Annotated in this window: 18 protein-coding genes and 1 pseudogene; 1 reads left to right on the top strand and 18 read right to left on the bottom strand. The window is 35.8% G+C overall.

From position 1 onward, the window contains the following. A pseudogene (locus FFX44_RS11535) lies at positions 1-108 on the top strand (IS30 family transposase); the annotation flags it as partial. Between the two features lie 92 nt (positions 109-200). On the opposite strand, the gene FFX44_RS11540 reads toward FFX44_RS11535, so the two are convergent. The 18 genes from FFX44_RS11540 to FFX44_RS11625 all read right to left on the bottom strand — a co-directional run bounded on the left by FFX44_RS11540 (position 201) and on the right by FFX44_RS11625 (position 18,614). Next, on the bottom strand, positions 201-857 hold the full coding sequence (locus FFX44_RS11540; protein ID WP_289981114.1) for an ABC transporter ATP-binding protein: 657 nt from the start codon (positions 855-857) through the stop codon (positions 201-203). Between the two features lie 10 nt (positions 858-867). Beyond that, positions 868-2,298: an ABC transporter permease gene (locus FFX44_RS11545; RefSeq protein ID WP_289981115.1), complete on the bottom strand. Its 1,431-nt coding sequence runs from the start codon at positions 2,296-2,298 to the stop codon at positions 868-870. 264 nt (positions 2,299-2,562) lie between these two features. Beyond that, a complete protein-coding gene (locus tag FFX44_RS11550) occupies positions 2,563-2,997 on the bottom strand; it encodes a threonine/serine exporter family protein (RefSeq protein WP_289981117.1) in 435 nt (144 codons plus the stop codon). A gap of 13 nt (positions 2,998-3,010) precedes the next feature. Then, a complete protein-coding gene (locus FFX44_RS11555; RefSeq protein ID WP_289981118.1) occupies positions 3,011-3,754 on the bottom strand; it encodes a threonine/serine exporter family protein in 744 nt (247 codons plus the stop codon). A gap of 52 nt (positions 3,755-3,806) precedes the next feature. Beyond that, complete coding sequence (locus FFX44_RS11560) at positions 3,807-4,976, bottom strand: MFS transporter (protein ID WP_289981119.1); 1,170 nt, start codon at positions 4,974-4,976, stop codon at positions 3,807-3,809. Between the two features lie 303 nt (positions 4,977-5,279). Further along, complete coding sequence (locus FFX44_RS11565; RefSeq protein WP_003689193.1) at positions 5,280-5,480, bottom strand: cold-shock protein; 201 nt, start codon at positions 5,478-5,480, stop codon at positions 5,280-5,282. A gap of 164 nt (positions 5,481-5,644) precedes the next feature. Continuing rightward, positions 5,645-6,292, bottom strand: a complete 648-nt coding sequence (locus tag FFX44_RS11570; RefSeq protein ID WP_289981124.1) for a metal-dependent transcriptional regulator — start codon at positions 6,290-6,292, stop codon at positions 5,645-5,647. Positions 6,293-6,557: 265 nt separating this feature from the next. Beyond that, positions 6,558-7,457: an RluA family pseudouridine synthase gene (locus FFX44_RS11575; protein ID WP_289981127.1), complete on the bottom strand. Its 900-nt coding sequence runs from the start codon at positions 7,455-7,457 to the stop codon at positions 6,558-6,560. 10 nt (positions 7,458-7,467) lie between these two features. Beyond that, positions 7,468-8,343 carry a hypothetical protein gene (locus tag FFX44_RS11580; RefSeq protein ID WP_289981129.1) on the bottom strand — a complete coding sequence of 292 codons (876 nt, stop codon included), beginning with the start codon at positions 8,341-8,343 and terminating at the stop codon, positions 7,468-7,470. A 77-nt stretch (positions 8,344-8,420) separates the two neighbouring features. Then, positions 8,421-9,212 carry an ABC transporter permease gene (locus FFX44_RS11585; RefSeq protein WP_289981130.1) on the bottom strand — a complete coding sequence of 264 codons (792 nt, stop codon included), beginning with the start codon at positions 9,210-9,212 and terminating at the stop codon, positions 8,421-8,423. Then, positions 9,209-10,075 carry an ABC transporter ATP-binding protein gene (locus tag FFX44_RS11590; protein WP_289981132.1) on the bottom strand — a complete coding sequence of 289 codons (867 nt, stop codon included), beginning with the start codon at positions 10,073-10,075 and terminating at the stop codon, positions 9,209-9,211. The genes FFX44_RS11585 and FFX44_RS11590 overlap by 4 nt, the downstream gene beginning before the upstream one ends. 5 nt (positions 10,076-10,080) lie before the next feature. Then, the gene (locus FFX44_RS11595; protein WP_289981134.1) at positions 10,081-10,443 is read right to left on the bottom strand and encodes a GntR family transcriptional regulator; all 363 of its coding nucleotides are present in this window, start codon (positions 10,441-10,443) and stop codon (positions 10,081-10,083) included. 62 nt (positions 10,444-10,505) lie between these two features. After that, the gene (locus FFX44_RS11600; RefSeq protein WP_289981136.1) at positions 10,506-12,302 is read right to left on the bottom strand and encodes an FtsX-like permease family protein; all 1,797 of its coding nucleotides are present in this window, start codon (positions 12,300-12,302) and stop codon (positions 10,506-10,508) included. Positions 12,303-12,318: 16 nt separating this feature from the next. Next, positions 12,319-13,077 (bottom strand): ABC transporter ATP-binding protein, encoded by a 759-nt coding sequence (locus FFX44_RS11605; protein WP_289981138.1) that lies wholly within the window; start codon positions 13,075-13,077, stop codon positions 12,319-12,321. A gap of 324 nt (positions 13,078-13,401) precedes the next feature. Next, complete coding sequence (locus FFX44_RS11610) at positions 13,402-15,447, bottom strand: methyl-accepting chemotaxis protein (RefSeq protein ID WP_289981140.1); 2,046 nt, start codon at positions 15,445-15,447, stop codon at positions 13,402-13,404. 104 nt (positions 15,448-15,551) lie between these two features. Beyond that, complete coding sequence (locus FFX44_RS11615; protein ID WP_289981141.1) at positions 15,552-16,772, bottom strand: ABC transporter permease; 1,221 nt, start codon at positions 16,770-16,772, stop codon at positions 15,552-15,554. A 1-nt stretch (position 16,773) separates the two neighbouring features. Continuing rightward, positions 16,774-17,661, bottom strand: coding sequence for an ABC transporter ATP-binding protein (locus FFX44_RS11620; RefSeq protein ID WP_289981142.1), 888 nt, complete (start codon positions 17,659-17,661; stop codon positions 16,774-16,776). 62 nt (positions 17,662-17,723) lie between these two features. Next, positions 17,724-18,614 (bottom strand): LysR family transcriptional regulator, encoded by an 891-nt coding sequence (locus FFX44_RS11625; protein WP_289981143.1) that lies wholly within the window; start codon positions 18,612-18,614, stop codon positions 17,724-17,726. Positions 18,615-18,731 lie beyond the last annotated feature (117 nt).

Raw genomic sequence — 18,731 nt, forward strand, 5'->3', positions numbered from 1 at the left:
CAAGTCAGTGGCCGTCGTAATCATATACCGAGAAAATCACTAAATTACAAAACACCAATTGAGATATTCATGAAAAATATCACAGATAAGCAATTAAGTTTTTTCTAACTTAATTTGACATTTCAAGTTAAGAAAAAACAAGAGGCCAGATCAAAATTTATTTGATCCAACCTCTTGTTTTTTAATTTAACGCTGTATTCCTAAACTTGTTCGAACTTCTTTTGCCGGAGCTCAATGATTGAGTCACATTTTTGCGCGACATCAAACTCATGAGTTACGATGACCACGCATTTATTTTGTTCATGTGCAATTTGTTGAAACAGTTCCAACACATCCTCTGTACTGCTTTCATCAAGGTTCCCTGTTGGCTCATCTGCCACTACAAATCTTGAGTCACAACACATTGTCCGTGCAATTGCCACTCTTTGCTGTTGTCCACCAGATAATTTTGTTACTTTTCTTTTTGCATTATCTTCATCAATCCCAATTCTATCCAATAATTCCAAAGCGTATTTTCTGTCACCTGCATGCTTTGCACCAGTAATCGCCATTGCACATAATAAATTATCAAGTGCTGACATGTATGTCAACAAGTTATATGACTGAAAGACCATTGAGACACATTTTTTTCGATAATTCATCAAACCTATCTTCTTCAACGGTTCGTCTTCAAATTCAATTGAACCACTTTTGGGAGTGTCTAGACCAGCTATCAATGATAAGAATGTTGTTTTACCAGAACCGCTCTTACCGATTATTGCGTACAACTTCCCAGCGTCGAATTGTAAATTAATGTCTTCGAAAAGCTTTTCATCAGCATTATCATACCAGTATGCCAGATTTTTTGTTGTAATCATATTCTACCTCCTATAGTATCAAAATTTTCTTCGGTTCTAATCGCAAGACATTAACGGTTCCAGCCAAAATAGCAATTAAAATAATTATCAATCCAAAGCCAAACAATTCAAAGATCGACATCAGATCGACTGACACCTCTAAATTGGATAAACTACTGCTCTGTTGATTTCCAGTACTTTGCCCTTGCTGTGATGCACCTCCACCGCTTGGCATTCCACCTTGAGTTGGTGCGCCGCCTTGACTTTGACCGCTGCTAACCGTCATTGTACTTGTAGTGGAAGATGTCGATTGTGAGACAAGTTCTTTTGACATATAATTTCCGACAAATCCTCCACCAATTACCGCAATAATTGTTGAGAAGATCAAAACAACAAACATTTCTGTGAAGAATTGAGAAATGACCTTCCATCTCTTCTCACCCATTGAAAGCAAAACTCCGATTTCGTATCTTCTTTCACGAATCATTAAGATCACAATTAAGGCAAGAATAATTGTCCCTGCAATACTTACTAACCAGACAATCTTATTAGCAAATGATTTAACGTTATTCAACGGTGTCAACAATGACTGATAAGTGCTGTCATCAGTTGTCAAAGAGAACTTGCTTGTACTAATTTGTTTCTTAGCCTGTTTAATGAATGTGCTTGCCTTTGCAGGATTATTCATGGTAAAAGTTACTGATTCTGCTTTGCCAGTTGTTCCCTTAACTTTATTGACATACTGTGCAGATGTGTAGATTGTATTGCCTGGATCAGATTGTCCCATTCCACCAGAACTTGCAGTATTAGATGCTTTATATATCCCAACAACTTTCAAAGTCCGAACTGTATCATCTGTGTCCTTAACCTTGATTGTAGAGCCAACTTTTAAGCTGTTATCCTTTGCGAGTTCCTTTTCAATAACAACATTATTAGTATTGGCATCACTAGTTGTTAATCCCCGTCCAGAAACTAACTTAGCACTACTGCTTGATAAAACGGTTGAAGTACTCGAGACCCCAGAAAGTGTAATATCACCGCTGGAACTCTGCGAATTATTACTTCCACCCATTGATGGTCCTGATTGACTACTACTTGAAGATGTCTTGATTGCAGTAAAGGATTTGGCATCCACCGTCGTACTATTTGTAATATTGTAACTCTTAACATAGCTAGACTTAGCTATCTTCTTGGCTGTAGCAATGCTAACGCTTGGTAAACTCAGCGTTGTCGCCTTAGATTTGCTCTTTCTAGTATTCTTAAAAGCTTGTTCTCTGTTAGCGGTCAATGTAACCGTAGCATTAGAACTTTCTTTTGCTGTTGCGATTGCGCTCTTCGCTGCATTCTGAATGATAATTCCAGATAGTACAAATAATAGTATTGCTGACATTACTAAAAGAAGTAATATTGATCTACCTTTCTTCTCCTTAATATTGAGAAAAGCTCTCTTGATAAAATTCATTCTTTCGCCTCCATATTTAAAGTGCCGAAATACAACCGATTTTTTGCGCCAGCTTCCTCCATTTTTTATCTCATAATTTCTAGCGCGTCTCAGAAGCTGTTCTTCTGCTGCACTTCATTAATACTAATTGTAAGTTGTGAATAAATTTAGAATATTTTCCGACAAAAGATTCTATTAAATTCGTAATTATCGTGAACTTGTTTTCTCAAAACAAAAAGGACTCAATTTGTTATCGCTCCAAACTGAATCCTCGCAAATTAACATCTAATGCTTGATGATAATTCTAAAATAGGTTCTAGCTACCAATTCTGAAACAAAAAAGCCCATCGCAATTGCACCGGCAATCATCGCAACCTGTACTAAATTGCTGATTGCTGCCAGATCATTCCCAATAGCAAAGTTACGCACTGCCTTATACGCCTGCCCACCAGGGACCAATGGAACAAGACTCGGAATGTTGAATAAAATCATTGGCATTTTTAACCTGCGCGCCATAAAAATTGAGCTTAGGCCAATTGCTAATGCAGCCACCGCATTAGCTAGCATCGTACCACCGTCAGCAGCCTTAACTACCAAATACATTACCCATCCCAGCACACCGACCCAACCACACGAATTAAGTGCCTTATGTGGAATATTAACAATAATGCCAAAACCAATTGTTGCTAAATAACTGCAAATTATCTGTATTATTATCATCCTCTTACGCCCTTCATAAAAAGCGGAAAACAAAAGCAATGCCCATGCCAATTGCACAAGCACTCAACAATGCCTCCATTGCACGAGCCATTCCACTAAGAAAATGACCAGCGAATACATCACGAACAGCGTTAGTAATTGGTACTCCAGGCACCAGCGGCATTACCCCGCCAATGGTAATCATACCAATCTGTGTCCCCCACTGTAACCGCACAAACAACACAGCTATAACTCCAATGAGAAAAGACGCCAAGAATTCACTAACAAATCTGATATTAAGCCGATTATTAATCAAATAATAGCAACTATACCCAAATCCGCCTGCAAATGCAGTTGCAATCATATCATGCCAAGACCCGCCATACATTATCATCAAAGTCACACTTACAACCACAGCCGCAATCAACTGTAGCCAAAAAGAAAAAAAAGGGGTCGAAATATTCAGCTTCACCAAGTTATTGCGAAATTCTTCTAATGAAATTTGCCCATCTTGAAATGCTCTTGAGTTCTGATTAACCAATGAAACTTTCTCTAAATCAATTGTCCTTTTTTGAATAGGTTCAACTTGTGCGGAAGATTGCTCTGGAATTGACATTAAAATTCCAGTGGTCGTTTCAAAAATCTTTGGATTATCAATGCCAGCGTTCCGTGCAATTCGTGTTAATGTATCATCAACACGAGCCATATCAGCACCATTTTCAATCATAATCTTTCCCGCCATTAAAATTGTTTCAATAATAAGATCGTTTTTAGTCACAAACTCCACAACCTTTTTGAAAAATTATCTAACATTGTTAGGAAAATTGCAATTATTTTTTTAAATTAAAATAAGTTATTATTAAGCTGATAATCGTAAATAACAATACCAATAAAACTATCACCTCAAACAATACTTCATACGAAAACATCTCAACTACCACACCGCCTAACAATGGCCCGACTGCATGACCAGTTGAAGCAGCAATACTAACAAATCCCTGATACTTTCCACGTTCAGAATTACTGCTCAAATTTGCTACAATCGCTGGAATGACTGGGAATGCAATTACCTCACCAAACGTTACTATTATCATTGACATCATAAAGTGCATATAGTCCTTTGCAAAAATCAAAGATGCAAAAGCAATTACAAACATCACGTAGCCTACATATACTTTTTTAAAATCATTTATTCCATATCTTTTATCAAGGAAACTGATAATTGGTTGCCCGATTACCACGATTACTCCATTGATTGTCCATAAATAACTGTACTTATTTAATCCAATTCCTAATGACTGCATATAGACAGAAAGATTTGACTGCCACTGCGCATATCCAACCTGAATCATCAGATATGTCAATAATATTCCACCAATTATAAGAATACTATTGGTTGACGTTTTTTGAAGCAACTCTTTTTTTAGATGGTCCGTATTTTTCTCAATTTGAATGTTTTCAAATACATATTTTGTCAAAGCAATTATAAAAAAGATTACGTACAACAAAAACGTAACAACAAAAATATACCTAATATTTATTTTGACAATAAAACCCACAATTAATGTTCCTAAGACAACCCCTATATTTGCCATAAAATACATCATATTGAATACGTAGCTGGCTTCATGGTTCTTAATAGACGCAGCCAAAGCATTAATAATTGTATTTGCAATCGCCCCAGTAAAACCATTAATAATCAATAGTATCGGATATGCTGGCCACTTATTAAAGAAGACCAATAATAATAGTGCAATAATCGAAACCATGATCGAACATAGCATCCAAAAGCGACCATTGCCATGGTCATATATATATCCACCAATATAACTTCCGCCAATCATAATCAGCGATTCTACAAATAAAACTATCCCTGCAAGTGCTAGAGATTTTCCTAAATAATCATGCATATATACGGTTGTGAGCGGCCAAATAAAACTCATTCCAGTACTCGAAATCAAGTTTCCTATTAGCAGCCATCTTAATTTTAAACTTTTCATCTCTCTCCTAACAAAAAAGGTTCACCATAAATCAATAAGAAGCTAGTTCAAAATTGAATTTTGAACTGACAAAAAAAGAGTGTGTCATAAGTCGGGAAAATTTGAGTATCAACTAGAAATTACGAACATAGTAAGATCTTTGCTCTGAATAATTCGAAGTTAGACGGAAAATTTTGACTTATGAAACACGTTTATTCATAATAATGTAGAAAAACTAGACCAACATGTAACTTTTGGCCCAGTCCTGACAAAAAAAACCGAAATGAGACAGCTGTCTCACTCCGGTTGCTTTTCGACTTTAAATTAGTCTTTTGTAACGTTAACTGCTTGTGGTCCACGGTCGCTTTCTTCAACGTCGAAAGTTACATGTTGGCCTTCATCTAAAGTTTTGAAACCGTCGCCTTGGATAGCTGAAAAATGAACGAATACATCGCTACCATCTTCGCGAGTAATAAAACCAAAACCTTTGTCTGCATTAAACCACTTTACTGTACCTTGTTCCATGAATAAACTCCTCCTTGTGCCTATCTGGCACTATTTAATAATAGTTGTAATTCTTGATCGGCACAAATGGGGAAAGTTATTTGAAACATTCTAACCACGGTAACCCATACAAAAATACACCCTTAGTATATCATGCCATTCTCAAAAAAGATAGTGCTCTACGACTATTTTACAAAAATATAGTGCGCCGCTTTAAAACTAACATTCATTTTCTGCCCAGTTTCCTTAATCATAATTTTAATTGGCCCCTCAAAAGGAGAATGTCCCATTATTTTAAGTTCATCACCAATTTGTAGCTCAATGTCATCCAGATAAGTTAATAAGTCATGATTATCAATGAATCGATCAACTCTTACTATTGCTCCATCTTCTGCTTCGGCCAAAACTTTATGCCCATCTTCTTGATAATCGCCATTTTTATTTGGAATTACCCCACCATGTGGGCAATGCGTAGGATGATTTAAGAATGTATCCAAATGTTCCATTAAATTTTCACTTGCAATATGTTCAAGAACTTCAGCATCAGTGTGAACATCCTGCAGCTTATATCCTAATGCGGATACTAGAAAAGTCTCCCAAAGGCGATGTCTTCTGACTAACTCCTCTGCAACTTTAATTCCTTCTTCAGTTAAAGAGATTCCTGCATAAGGTGTATGTACAGCTAAGCCATCTTTAACTAATTTTGCCACCATCTCCGTGACAGACCCCGCCGCAACATTTAAGCTTAATGAAATCTGCTTGTTTGAGACCTTTTTTTGGGTTCCACCCAATTCAAAAATGATTTTTAAATAGTCTTCTTTTTTTGGTGTCAAACAGTTCCACTCCTTTAGCACCCTTATATAATTATATCAATGTACTCACATTATATTATAGCAAAAAAAAATTGCTCTGCCAAAATAATATAGATTTTCTTTTCCTTAGTTAGCTCAATCCTTCAAAAACTGGGGGCTGGGTCAAAAGTTAAATTTTGATTCAGTCCCTCTATTTATTCCGTATAAACGTTTTTCATAAGTCAAAATTCTCCCCCTAACTTCGAATTACTCATAGCAAAGTACCTGCTATGTTCGTAATTTTGAGTTAGTACTCAAATTTTCCCGATTTATGGCACACTCCAAAAAATTGCTGCATATCTGCAGGCAAACTACACTCAACCTCAACATATTTTTGTGTGAATGGCTCTAAAAACTTTAATTTGAATGCATGCAATGCTTGTCGCCCTATTTTATCTAAGCTGCCACCATACAGTTCATCTCCAAGTAAAGGATGACCAAGCGCGTTAAAGTGCACTCTAATTTGATGAGTTCTTCCAGTATAAAGCTTAACCAGTACCAGTGAACGATCCTTGAAACAGTCACGTACCCAATATTCCGTAATAGCATTTTGCCCTTCAGCCATAACTCTTCTGCGTATCTCGGAATCTCTTCTTCCAATCGGTTTATCAATCATTGCATGTTCTGCCGCTAGCTTGCCTTCCACAATCGCCAAGTAATATTTTTCAAAATTTTTGCGGTCAATCTTATCAATCATTCCTTGTGCAACCCTATTTTTAGCAATTAAAACAACGCCACTCGTAAACCGGTCAAGTCTCGTAATAATATGTGGCACTAAGTCTTTGGCCCCAGATTCAGCTAGGTATCCTTTTACATAATTGACAAGGGTCGTTTTCCGATTGCTTGGCCCAGGAACAGTTGTCATTCCAGCTGGTTTATCGACAATCAGCCAATTTGTATCCTCATACAATATCGTAAGATCACCCTGAGCTGCTACTAGCTCATCATTATTTTCATTTTGCAGTCTTAATGTCACTGTTTGCCCACATGCCACCATTGTTTTTAGCTTACTATGTTTCGTGCCAACCAGCACTTCTCCACCTTCACCACGCCTTATTTGACTCAAAAGGCGCTGGCTTAGTCCGTTAGTTAGCAGCAACTGCTTGACGGTTTGTTTGCCCCCACTGTTTATCCACGTATATTCCATTGATTAAATCCTATCTTATTATCTTTCTTAGTAATCCTAAAACAAAGAGTATCACACCAAACGCAATCAACCACAGCCCATAACCTTGAATCTGTGTAAATGTAATTTGCAATAATGTTCCAATCAACCCGCTAGCCTGGTCTGCCATACTTGCAATTCTATTTGGGATTTCAGAATTTCCAATCAAAAAAGCAGTTGCCGCTAGTACAATTCCACTCCAGATGGCCGAAATTCCCCAATAATATATAATTCTAAAAATATTTCGATCATGAACAATCAATAGTAATGAAAGAATAACAAAAGAAATGATTCCAATAACAAATATCAGATTATTCGTCTTTTTGATGTTTGTAATTACTTTCGCCAATTTAGCTGCGGGTGTTGCACTTATTTTACTGGTAATATAGGAACTCATTCCACTCAAAAATGTATTTTGAGCAGACTGATATACAACATTGTCTGTAGAAACACCTGCACTTGTGGCTTTTTCGGTCAAATTCTGCTCAATTTGTTTCTTGATTAATGTACTATCAATTATCTCACTTTTTCCGGCATAAATATTACGTGTGACGGTTGCAAGGTCAGTCTTAACCTGACTCTCAGTAACTAAATTAGATGTTAAGGACGACGGGATATTATTTTGAGATGCCAAAGCGGCCACAACACTATTTAAAGTGCTTGTAGCCTGCTTGATATAAACAGTTTTAGTAACTTCTGAAACAGCTACTTTAACATTCAGTATTGTATTTTTTAATGCATATGTCCCAGCTATCATCATCAGTGCTATCCCAATAAAAAATGCTAAATACCTACTGATACTCTTCCCTGGTTCCTTTGTATATTTTTCTCTTTCACTTCGCCTGTATGCTTGTCCTGGTTCAATCACTGTAAAACACCAACCTTTTAAAGTTATCTACAATCTTAATCTTAGTATAACCCAAAAAGTTAGATTAAAAACAATATCTACTCATTCTTGATCTTAAAAAGCTCCATTATCTTATAGCTTCCAAACAAGCAGACTACACCTGTGAGTACGGCCACAATAAATGGCATCGTCGGATTCCATGCTCCCACACGCGCATTAGTTCCACTATATCCAACAATAAAGTGTAGAAAAGAATCAGTATGTTTGATTATATTCAGCATATAATCATTTTGTACTGCTGCAGAAATCCAATTGATAAAGACCACTGCCATTACAAAGAGGCCAATGAAAATATAGACCCTAGCTTTTTTAGTAAAGAGACTAAAAATACTGCCTACCATGATTGCCCCAACCGTAACAACCGATGTTGAAAGCAAGATAAAACATAATCCCATAAAAGAGTTCATTGCAGTACTGCCAAAATATTTGCCGTAAACCTGCATATATAGCGAGCTTCCATACCATGAATGGTTCGTATAGGGATTTAAAAGTCCTACAACAATTCCAATTAATTGACCTAGAATACTAACAGCTAAAAAAGAGAGAATTCTTGCCTTCCAAAATGTCTTACGCGATATTCCGCTTTGAATTAATAACTTGAAATCATTATAAGGGAAAAGTGCAATTCCTGAAATCAAAATGGAGAGGACTGGTCCTAATGTCGTATCTGTTAAAATACTCCTTAAGGATATACTACTGAAGTTAAAACCACTAAATACCCAAGGAAAGAATAAAGATGAAAAAATTATCCAGATTAATATATATCCAAGCTTTTTAAGTGTATTTTTAAAAAAATAATTGGTAACACTAACTTCTTTTGCCGTCATCATTTCTTAGCCTCCTCCATATTAGTAAGATTAACAAAGAGTTTCTGCAAATCCATCCGTTCCACAGAAACTGTATCTGGCAAAATTCGATTATCGTCCAAGTCACCATAGATATAATTTCCGTGAATACTTCCCAGACTCTCTTTGCCTATTATGTTAAGGCCACGGCAATAATCAGCAACATCTTTTTGTGGTCCAGCTATCAAATATGCTTTCTTCATTATATCTTCAACATTACCATCAATCACAACCTCACCATGGCAGAGAATAAAGACATGTTCAAGAATATTTGTGATTTCTTCAATGAGATGCGTTGAAATCACAAAGGTCTTCTGCGTTTTAACATAATTATCAAGCAGTTCGCGATAGAATAATTCGCGGTGGTTAGCATCCAGCCCCAAAATCGGTTCATCTAAAAAAACGTACCTTGCGGGAACAGTCAAAGCAATAATCAGCTTAAAAATACTCCGGTAACCCGTTGACAGTTTACCAAATTTTTGTTTTACGTCTAACCCAAACTTGTCGGCCAATTCATTAGCATATTCATAGTCAAACGAACCATAAAAAAGTTCAGTCAATTTGAAAATTTTCTCAATCTTAGCTCCTTCAGGATAAAGATTGCGTTCACTCATCAAATAAATTTGTCCCAATGCCTCGTCACGTTCAAAGACACTTTCACCATCCAATACGACGTCGCCAGAATCTGAAAATATTCGATTGGCTATGATACTCAACAAAGTGCTCTTTCCTGCTCCATTACGTCCTAGGAGGCCATATATTTTTCCAGGTTCCAGTTCAAGACTAACGTCGGATAAAATTTTCTTTTTATTAAATTTTTTTTGGATATTTTTAACTTCAATTCCCATATCAATCAATACCCCCGTTTGATTAAATTTAATAGTTCTTCTTCTGATATCTGTAACCTTTTTGCCTCATCAACAACTTGCACAATCTTATCTTGGTAAAACAATTCTCGTCGTTTTTTTACGAGCTTTTCGTATGCACCTTGAGCAACAAACATTCCAATTCCACGCTTTTTTTCAACCAAGTCACTACTTACCAACAGATTAATTCCTTTAAGTACTGTAGCAGGATTAATATGAAAATCTCGCGAAATTTCCGTGGTCGAAGGAATCTGCTCTTTTTCAGCATAGTTTTTAGTAAAAATAGCTTCTTCAATCTGACTGGCGACTTGCAAATAGATTGGTTCTGTGCTGTTAAAATTAAAATGCATCTCTTTTCACCTCATCATCCATAAAACACAAAATCAAGGATACTAACAATCGTTATTATTTGTCAAATCTTATTCTTCAGAACAATTCTTTGATACATGAAGAATATTATCAAATAATATATCAAATACAACACAGCAAATATCGAAAATGGAAGCCAAATACCATAATATGGATTAATCAGCAGCCCTTTGAACAAGTTTAAACCAACCAGAACATGAACAACACCCACAATTGCAGGTAAAACAAACAATACTCCAATCTCCTTGGCAATTGCACCTTGCAATAATGACTTGCGCACACCTAACTTGGACAACATTGCATATCTTTTAATATCCGCAAACGCACCCGAGAGAATTTTAAACATCAAGCAGCTTGCTAACATTGCCAGAAAAGCAATTCCAAGGAAAATCCCCATAAACTCGAGTCCGGAATACAGTGGCTTGATGATATAAATCTTTGCATCATAATTTCCCTGAATTGCATTTGTTCTATCAGTCTGTTTGCTCTTTGCATATTCAAGATTTGAGATTTGTGAAAGGACACTTTGTGCGCTCTGGGTATCTTCTGCCCTAAAAAATAGTGCAGTCTGTGTTTGGCCCTGAATTGCGGCAAATTTTTGCCCGTCTACAAGTACAACTTGTTTATTAGGCTGAATGCTTGCAGTAAATTGCTGTAATATATAACTCTTTTTCTTGAGGTCTGCAGCACTCAACTTAGTATAGCTTGAAGTAAAGTTTTTATTATTGAACTTAACTGTCTCAAATGGTTGAGCTTTAAACTGTGCCTCTTCAAAATAGACAGCATTACCTGAAACCTTATACGAATAACTTGATTGTCGTTCAACATCCAATTTTTTAATTAAAGCCTTCTGTTTTGAAGTTGGCTGAAACAAGCCAAATGTATATGCTGATTGTGACTGCGCTGTCTTATCGGTAATGTTATTGAATCCAATTCCTGTTGTTATTGCACCAAGTGCGAGTGCTAATAGCATCGTGACCACTGTTAACATCTTGGTATAGTCATGTACTCTAAATTCTAGTTGACCTAAAGTAAATCCATTTAATTTCTTCTTTGCAAGTGTTGCTTTACGTAGGAAACCAATTCCAACTGTCACAATTGAATTGAAGACGAAGAATGTTCCAAAGGTAATGGTAAACAAACTAATTGGAATAGTCTTACTGCCATACTTAACTGCATTTAGAATTACTCCATATCCTATCGTAAGTAAAATCACGCCGATTAAGGCCTGGATAATTTGTATCCAGATAGGAAGTTGTTTTTTTGCAGCTTTTTGCTGACTTTTCAATAATTTAAGCGCGGGTTTCTTTGTCATCAGGAAGGTATTATAGATTGCTGCCAAGAAAAATAATCCAAGATAAAGAATGAGCGTCCAAAGAATTGCTTTCCACCAAATTGGTTCATAATACCTTGTAGTTAAACCTAAAGCCTTGATAACAATGTTTTGCATTCCTGTACTCAATATAATACCCACAATAATACCAACGAACGTTGACAAGAAACCAATCAGCATTGTTTCTATCCAAATTAATTGTCCGATTTTTCGCTTGCGCGCTCCCAGCATCATGAATAGGCCATAGTCCCTTTGCCGCATACTTAACAAGAAATTATTTGCGTAATTAATGTATACCAATGTAATCAACATTAATAAGACAGAACCAAAGGTAAAGATATACCCTATCATGCTAATTATTGCTCCATTTTCTTTTAAGTATTTTCCATTTGTAGAAAGTGTTTCAAATAAATAAAAAATGGAACTTGAAATTACTAATCCGGAAAAAAGTACTAAGTAATCTTTCCAGCGATTTTTAATACCACCTACCGCTAACTTGCGTAACATCAATTTTCCCTCCTTTCTATTGTTCGAATGTTCCTAAAAGATCTAAAACTTCTTGATAAAAATTACTTCGATTCTGCTTATCCGCTCTGATCAATTCACGTTCGATTCTGCCATCCTTAATAAAAATTATTTTCTTACAAAAGCTAGCTGAAAAGGCATCATGTGTAACCATCAAAATTGACGTCCTCATGTTCTCATTAACTTCTGTCATAAGCTCTAATAACTCACGTGCAGATTTTGAATCAAGTGCACCAGTTGGTTCGTCACCAAATAAAATTGCGGGATTATGAACTAGTGCTCGCGCACAGGCAACCCTTTGCTTTTGTCCACCAGAAAGTTCACTTGGATATTTTTTTAATAATTCAAAGATACCCAGTTCACTAGCGACCTTTGTTGTAGTAGCATCAATTTTTTTAGCTGAAACACCCTGTAAAGAAAGCGGTAGCCCAATATTTTCTGCAGCAGTTAGATTCTCAAGCAGATTAAAATCTTGGAAGATGAATCCAATTCTACTAGCACGAAAATCAGCAAGTGCATTCCCTTTTAACTTTGCAATTTCTTTTCCTTTAATCTTTACGGAACCACTAGTTGGTCTGTCAAAAGTTGCAAGCATGTTTAGCAATGTTGTTTTACCAGAACCGGAAGCTCCCATAATTCCAACAAATTCTCCGTCTTGAACACTAAAATTAATTGATTTTAATGCCTCATATTGCTTTTCATTCTTCCTACCATATATTTTCTTCAGATTATTAACTTCGATAATTGTTTCTTGCATTTTTATATCCCCTATCCGTTGATTGGTTAATCACTTATGTAACTAACCATATCACCGATGAACTATTGTGTCAAATAAAAAAAGCCAGATCAAAATTTAAATTTTGATTTGACCTTTTTCTTGATTTTATCTAAATAGAGCTGGGTCAAAAGTTAAATTTTGATTCAGTTCCTCTACTTATTCTGGATAAACGTGTTTCATAAGTCAAAATTCTCCGTCCAACTTCGAATTACTCATGACAAAGTGCCTGCTATGTTCGTAATTTCGAGTTAGTACTCAAATTTTCCTGACTTATGGCACACTCCCTCTGCTGTGAAGATTGGATTATTTTATGATTTTAAATTTTTCAGCCAAGTTAGTCTTCAACTTCTTTGAAATATTTTGTAATTCTGCGACATTACCTGTAAATTCTTCCATTGTTGCCAGAACTTCCTCCGAATTGGCTGAGACTTCTTCAGTTCCAGCCGCATTCTCTTCGGTTGAAGCAGAAATACTTTCTAAATTGCTCAAAACATGAGTCTGAATCTCTTCAATACTCTTGCTTGCAATTTCTACATCTTCAATCTTATTAGCAACATCCTTATTCTTGTTAAAGACTTCTGTTGATGAATCAATCGCTTCTTTTATTAAAGCTGATTGCTTCTCTCCACCTGTTAAAGATTCATTGGTCTGTTGCGCCATTTCTTCCGATTGTTCAGTAATTATTTCGATTATCTTTTCAATCTCATTTGTTGATTCTTTGGTCTGTTCTGAAAGTTTCCTGATTTCACTAGCAACAACAGAGAATCCCTTTCCAGCTTCCCCAGCACTTGCCGCTTCAATAGAAGCATTCAGAGCCAACAAGTTCGTCTGCTGCGAAATTCCATTAATTACATTTACTATCTTATTAATATTCTTAACATTGTCATTCAATTCATTCATTGAATTATTTAATTTTTCCATTCTTAATAGTTCTTGATTCCAATTACTATCAACATTCCCAGCAATCTTTATATTTTCACCATTCAAATTAGATGCTTCTGTCGATTTTTTGGTCATTTCAATTATATTTTCTCGCAGTACTTGCACAACCTTAGATAAATCCTTTACCTGTCCTACACTTTTTTCAGTCTCTTGTGCCTGGACACTTGTCACTTCTGCAATTCCCGTAATTGTTTTTGCAACCTCTTCAGTTGCTGTATCTGTCTGCTGCGCAAGCGTGAATAATGTGTCTGATTTCTTAGCAACATTGTCCCCTTCATGCTGGATTTTAGCAATAAGTTCAGAAATCGACTGAACCATCTTATTAAAGCTTAAACTTAAAACTTGAATTTCATTACCAGTTGCATCAGGTCTAATCATTGCTTTTGTAGATCTAAACAATTTAGCATTATTCAACTTCTTATCATCAATTACTTCAAGTTCTCCATTTCCAGCTTTCTCAAAGTATTCTTTTAATACCCAGAAAATCTGTTTAAGTATCCTGGTTGTTATGATTGACAGTATAATCACAATGGCAATCATAATTAGTGAAACAATAATTGAATTTTTTACCAGTGCCCCTAATTCAGGTCTCAATTCGTTTGCCTTTGTTTGTGCAACAGCAAAAATCTTGCTATTATCTCCCTTATCAAAATATGCCGCTTGAACCTTGGACTCTCCCTTAGGAATTACATTACCCTTTGTTTTTGAAGAATTCATAACTGCTTTATATAAAGGCCCTTTTTTAATATTCTTACCAATCATTTTTTTGTTTTTCGAAGCAACTACAATTCCATCATTCGAAACCAGCATTACATTACCTGTTCGTCCAATTTTCATATTTTCTATCCCACTTTGGACAATGCTATATGAAATATGGAAGGACAATACGCCAACTTGCCCGTATTTATTTTTTACAGTCTTAGATACACTTACTGTATATTGATTTTTAGTAACAGCTAAATATGGTTTAGAAAAAAAGATTGAACCCTCTTTGGCCATAGCTCCTTTAAACCATGGTCGAGATGTTGGATCATAGTTACTGACTAACTTATTACTATCAGCTACAAAATCACCGTTTTTCTTTGAGAAAATAACATCTTCGACTATTTTATTACCATTCTCCGCATCTCTAATACTTTTTTTAATATCTTTCAAATTGAATTTTTCTTTAAAAACAGCTTGCTTAGAAATTCCATCTAGAGCATTGCCAGCTTGGTCTCTTAGTTCTTTTCGTATACTTACGGCAGTACTAACTGCACCAATTTTACTAGCGTTGTTTCTTTGAATTAGTAGGTTATATGTATTGATATATGAGCTCAACAACATAATTATGATTGGTGTAATTGCAACAAAAATCAAAATAGTTGCATAGACTCGACTAATACTTTTTGTTTTTTTCTTTGTCATTATGATATTCGCCTCCAAAGTTTCTAAGTTCTATATGTTTAGAATCGGAAAAAAAGCAAGACATTTAAGTATGCCCTGCTTTTTATTGTTATAAACTCGAATAATTATTTAATTTTACTTGCGCGTTTAAAACTATTGATGATTCCGACATCATCTGTCTGTAAGATCAGACCTGAATACAGTCTCCCAACATACATTGCCAAACCAAAAGTTGCTGCTAATAATATCAGTAATGACAATCCCACTTGAACAGGACTAACACTACTGTATATCAAGCGCATTGGCATAAAGAATGAAGAAATGAATGGGATAAAGGATGCGACCTTCACAATAATATTGTTTGCGTTTTCTCCAAATACCAATGATCCGATGAATCCAACCAAAACAACATAAATTACAGGTTGGACTGCCTTTGAAGTATCTTCTGGGCGAACAACAAGCGCCCCACATAAAGCCGCTAGAATTGTAAAAATGATTACTCCCAGCAAAACATAAAGTAAATTAATCGATAATAGGTTGCTCACAACTTTGCCAATCATTGTATTGTATTCTACGAACATTTTCTTGGAAATTTCTAATTTGGGAAGAATCAGATACAAGGCACTACCGCCAACTAGGTAGATCAATAAATGAGTTGCAATTACCGCAAAAGTCCCAAGTATTTTACCGTAAAAATATTTTTTGGCTGGCATACTAGAAAACACCATTTCCATGATTTTCGTGCCTTTTTCAGAGGCAATATCTTGTGCTACCGTTGTTGTATAAATAATCAAGATAAAATACATTAGAAAAATAGTAATTGTAAACGAAATGGTTTTGATTGTTTCATCTGATACTCCCTTTTTTGATACCTGCTGCTCTAAAATCGATTGCGTTGCAAGTGCTTTTAATTGTGCTTGCGTCATTTGTGCTTTTTGTACATTTAAACTCTGTTGATTTGCTTGCAGCACTTGCTGGAAATGCGTTTTTTGTGTAGTACTGAGTCTTTCTTTTCCAACATATTTGGCAGTTAATTGACTGTTTTTTTGCTCAACTACTAGATAACCTTCTATCTTTTCTTTCTTCAAGGCTTGCTGTGCGCTCTTTTGCGAGTGATATTTGAGCGTCATCTCGTCTTTATCGTATCTTAATTGCTTAGCTAGTCCCTTATTGGTTGAAACAATTGCAATCTGATCACTGCTATCTGCACCAAGAGTACTACTTAAATAACCAAATCCAAATGAAATAAAGATAAATATAAAAGGTGATATCACGAGCAAAATAAAGCTCCAGTTCTTAACCTGTCTTCTGTATGTTTCCATAAGAACCAATAAAATTTGCCGCATCTTATTTACCTGCCTTCATTTTAAAGATTTCATTTAACGTTGGTGGCTGCTGATCAAAGGTTTTCACATAATGTCCGCCTGTAACTTCATCAAAAATTTCTTTACCATATTTTTCATTTTCAATATCTAATCGATATGTTCCAAATTTAGTTTTCGCAACAGCTGTCACATGTGATAAGCTTTGAAGCTCTTCTTGTGTCATCTCGGTTTGTACAAAAATTCTGGTACTTCCAAAGCTAAGGCGTAATGCTTGAATCTCACCATCTAGGGCAACCTGTCCATCACTGATCATTACAAGCTTGTCACAAAGTTCTTCTACATTAGTCATATCGTGATCCGAAAAAATAATTGTTGCGCCCCGTTCTTTTTCAGCTAAAATGACTTCCTTTAATAAGTCAGTATTAACAGGATCCAAGCCGCTGAAAGGCTCATCCAAAATGATTAGTAACGGTTGATGAATTAGTGTACATATTAATTGTATCTTTTGTTGATTTCCTTTAGAAAGGCTCTTGATCTTGTCATCAATTTTGCCCTTCACTTCAAGCTTATCCATCCACCTAAGTAGCTCTTTTCGTATGACACTTGCCTTCATCCCTTTCAAGCTTGCAAGAAATCTGACTTGTTGAAAGACAGTCAGCTTAGGCATCAAACTTCTTTCCTCTGGCAGGTACCCAATTCTTTTATATGTTTCCTCCGTAATTTGCTGATCATCAAATACGATTGCACCGTCAGACTTAACAAAGTTCAAGATACTGTGAAAGATTGTCGTCTTTCCTGCTCCATTCTTCCCAATCAGTCCAGTAATCTCACCTGAATCCGCAGAAAAACTAACATCGCTTAAAACCTGCTTGGCACCAAAGTTTTTGCTTAGTTGAACTATTTTTAACATTTGCTTGCTCCTTACCCCTATATTTATGTATCTTCACACTATACCAATGTTTAGTTTCCTTTTCACTCGTTTTTAATAAGCGTTTCTCTAATATTGTCTAAAATTGCCTGCTGCAGCTTATTAAAGACATGTGAGCGACGATAAGCGATGCTCGTTACAAACATCGGTACGTCGGTATCTAACAACTCAACCTTGACAATATCCTTGCGAATGGGATTCACAACTGCCGTGAGAAGCCCTATTCCAACACCATCAGCAATCAAATTCATCAGACTATGTGTACCATTTGACCTAAAAACAACATGTGGGCGGAAATGATTACGTGCAGCGAGTAAATCAAACGCATGATTATGCACAAAACCATTTTTAAATAAAACAAAATCTTCACCTCTTAAGTCTTTAAACCACACTCTTTTCTTTTGTGCCAATGGATGCTTTTTAGCTACAAAGATCACGAAGGGTTGGCGATCAAACTCTTCAGTCATGATTAACTCATCGCTTAGCGGATCAATCGAACCTAAAAGTGCCATGTCGATTTCTCCATTTTGCAGCGCTTTTAAAGTTGTTCTTGAACCATATTCCATTGTCTGAATCCTATCCAACAGACCATCTTTTTTTAAGTTCTTAGCGACCTCTGGAAAATAGTTATTTTCAATAATAGGTGGCAGACCCAGTGACAGCATCTTTAACCGGCTGTTCGTAATTTCTTTTTGTACTAAGTTATAGTGCAGCAGCATTCGCTTAGCGTGGTTCAGCAGTTGCGCCCCGCTGTCCGTTATCAGCAATCCACCTTGTGCACGATGTCTGACAATTAAATGCGCATTCAATTCTTCTTCCAATCTCTTTAATGCAAAAGTAATCGTGGGCTGGCTAACTCCAAATTCCTGCGCAACTTTTGAAAAATTCTTAATTTCTGTTAGCCTTATAAAATATTCAAGATCTCTAGTATTCATAAAGAGTCTGTCCTTTCTTTGGTATAAAAGCATTTCAAAACTCATTATAAGAATTTCTTATTAAAAAAATATTTTTTGACTATAAAAAAGCAACAGGTTTATTATATGTATATCTTA

This window comes from Lactobacillus sp. UCMA15818 (assembly GCF_030400225.1).
In the GTDB taxonomy this organism is placed as follows: Bacteria; Bacillota; Bacilli; order Lactobacillales; family Lactobacillaceae; genus Liquorilactobacillus.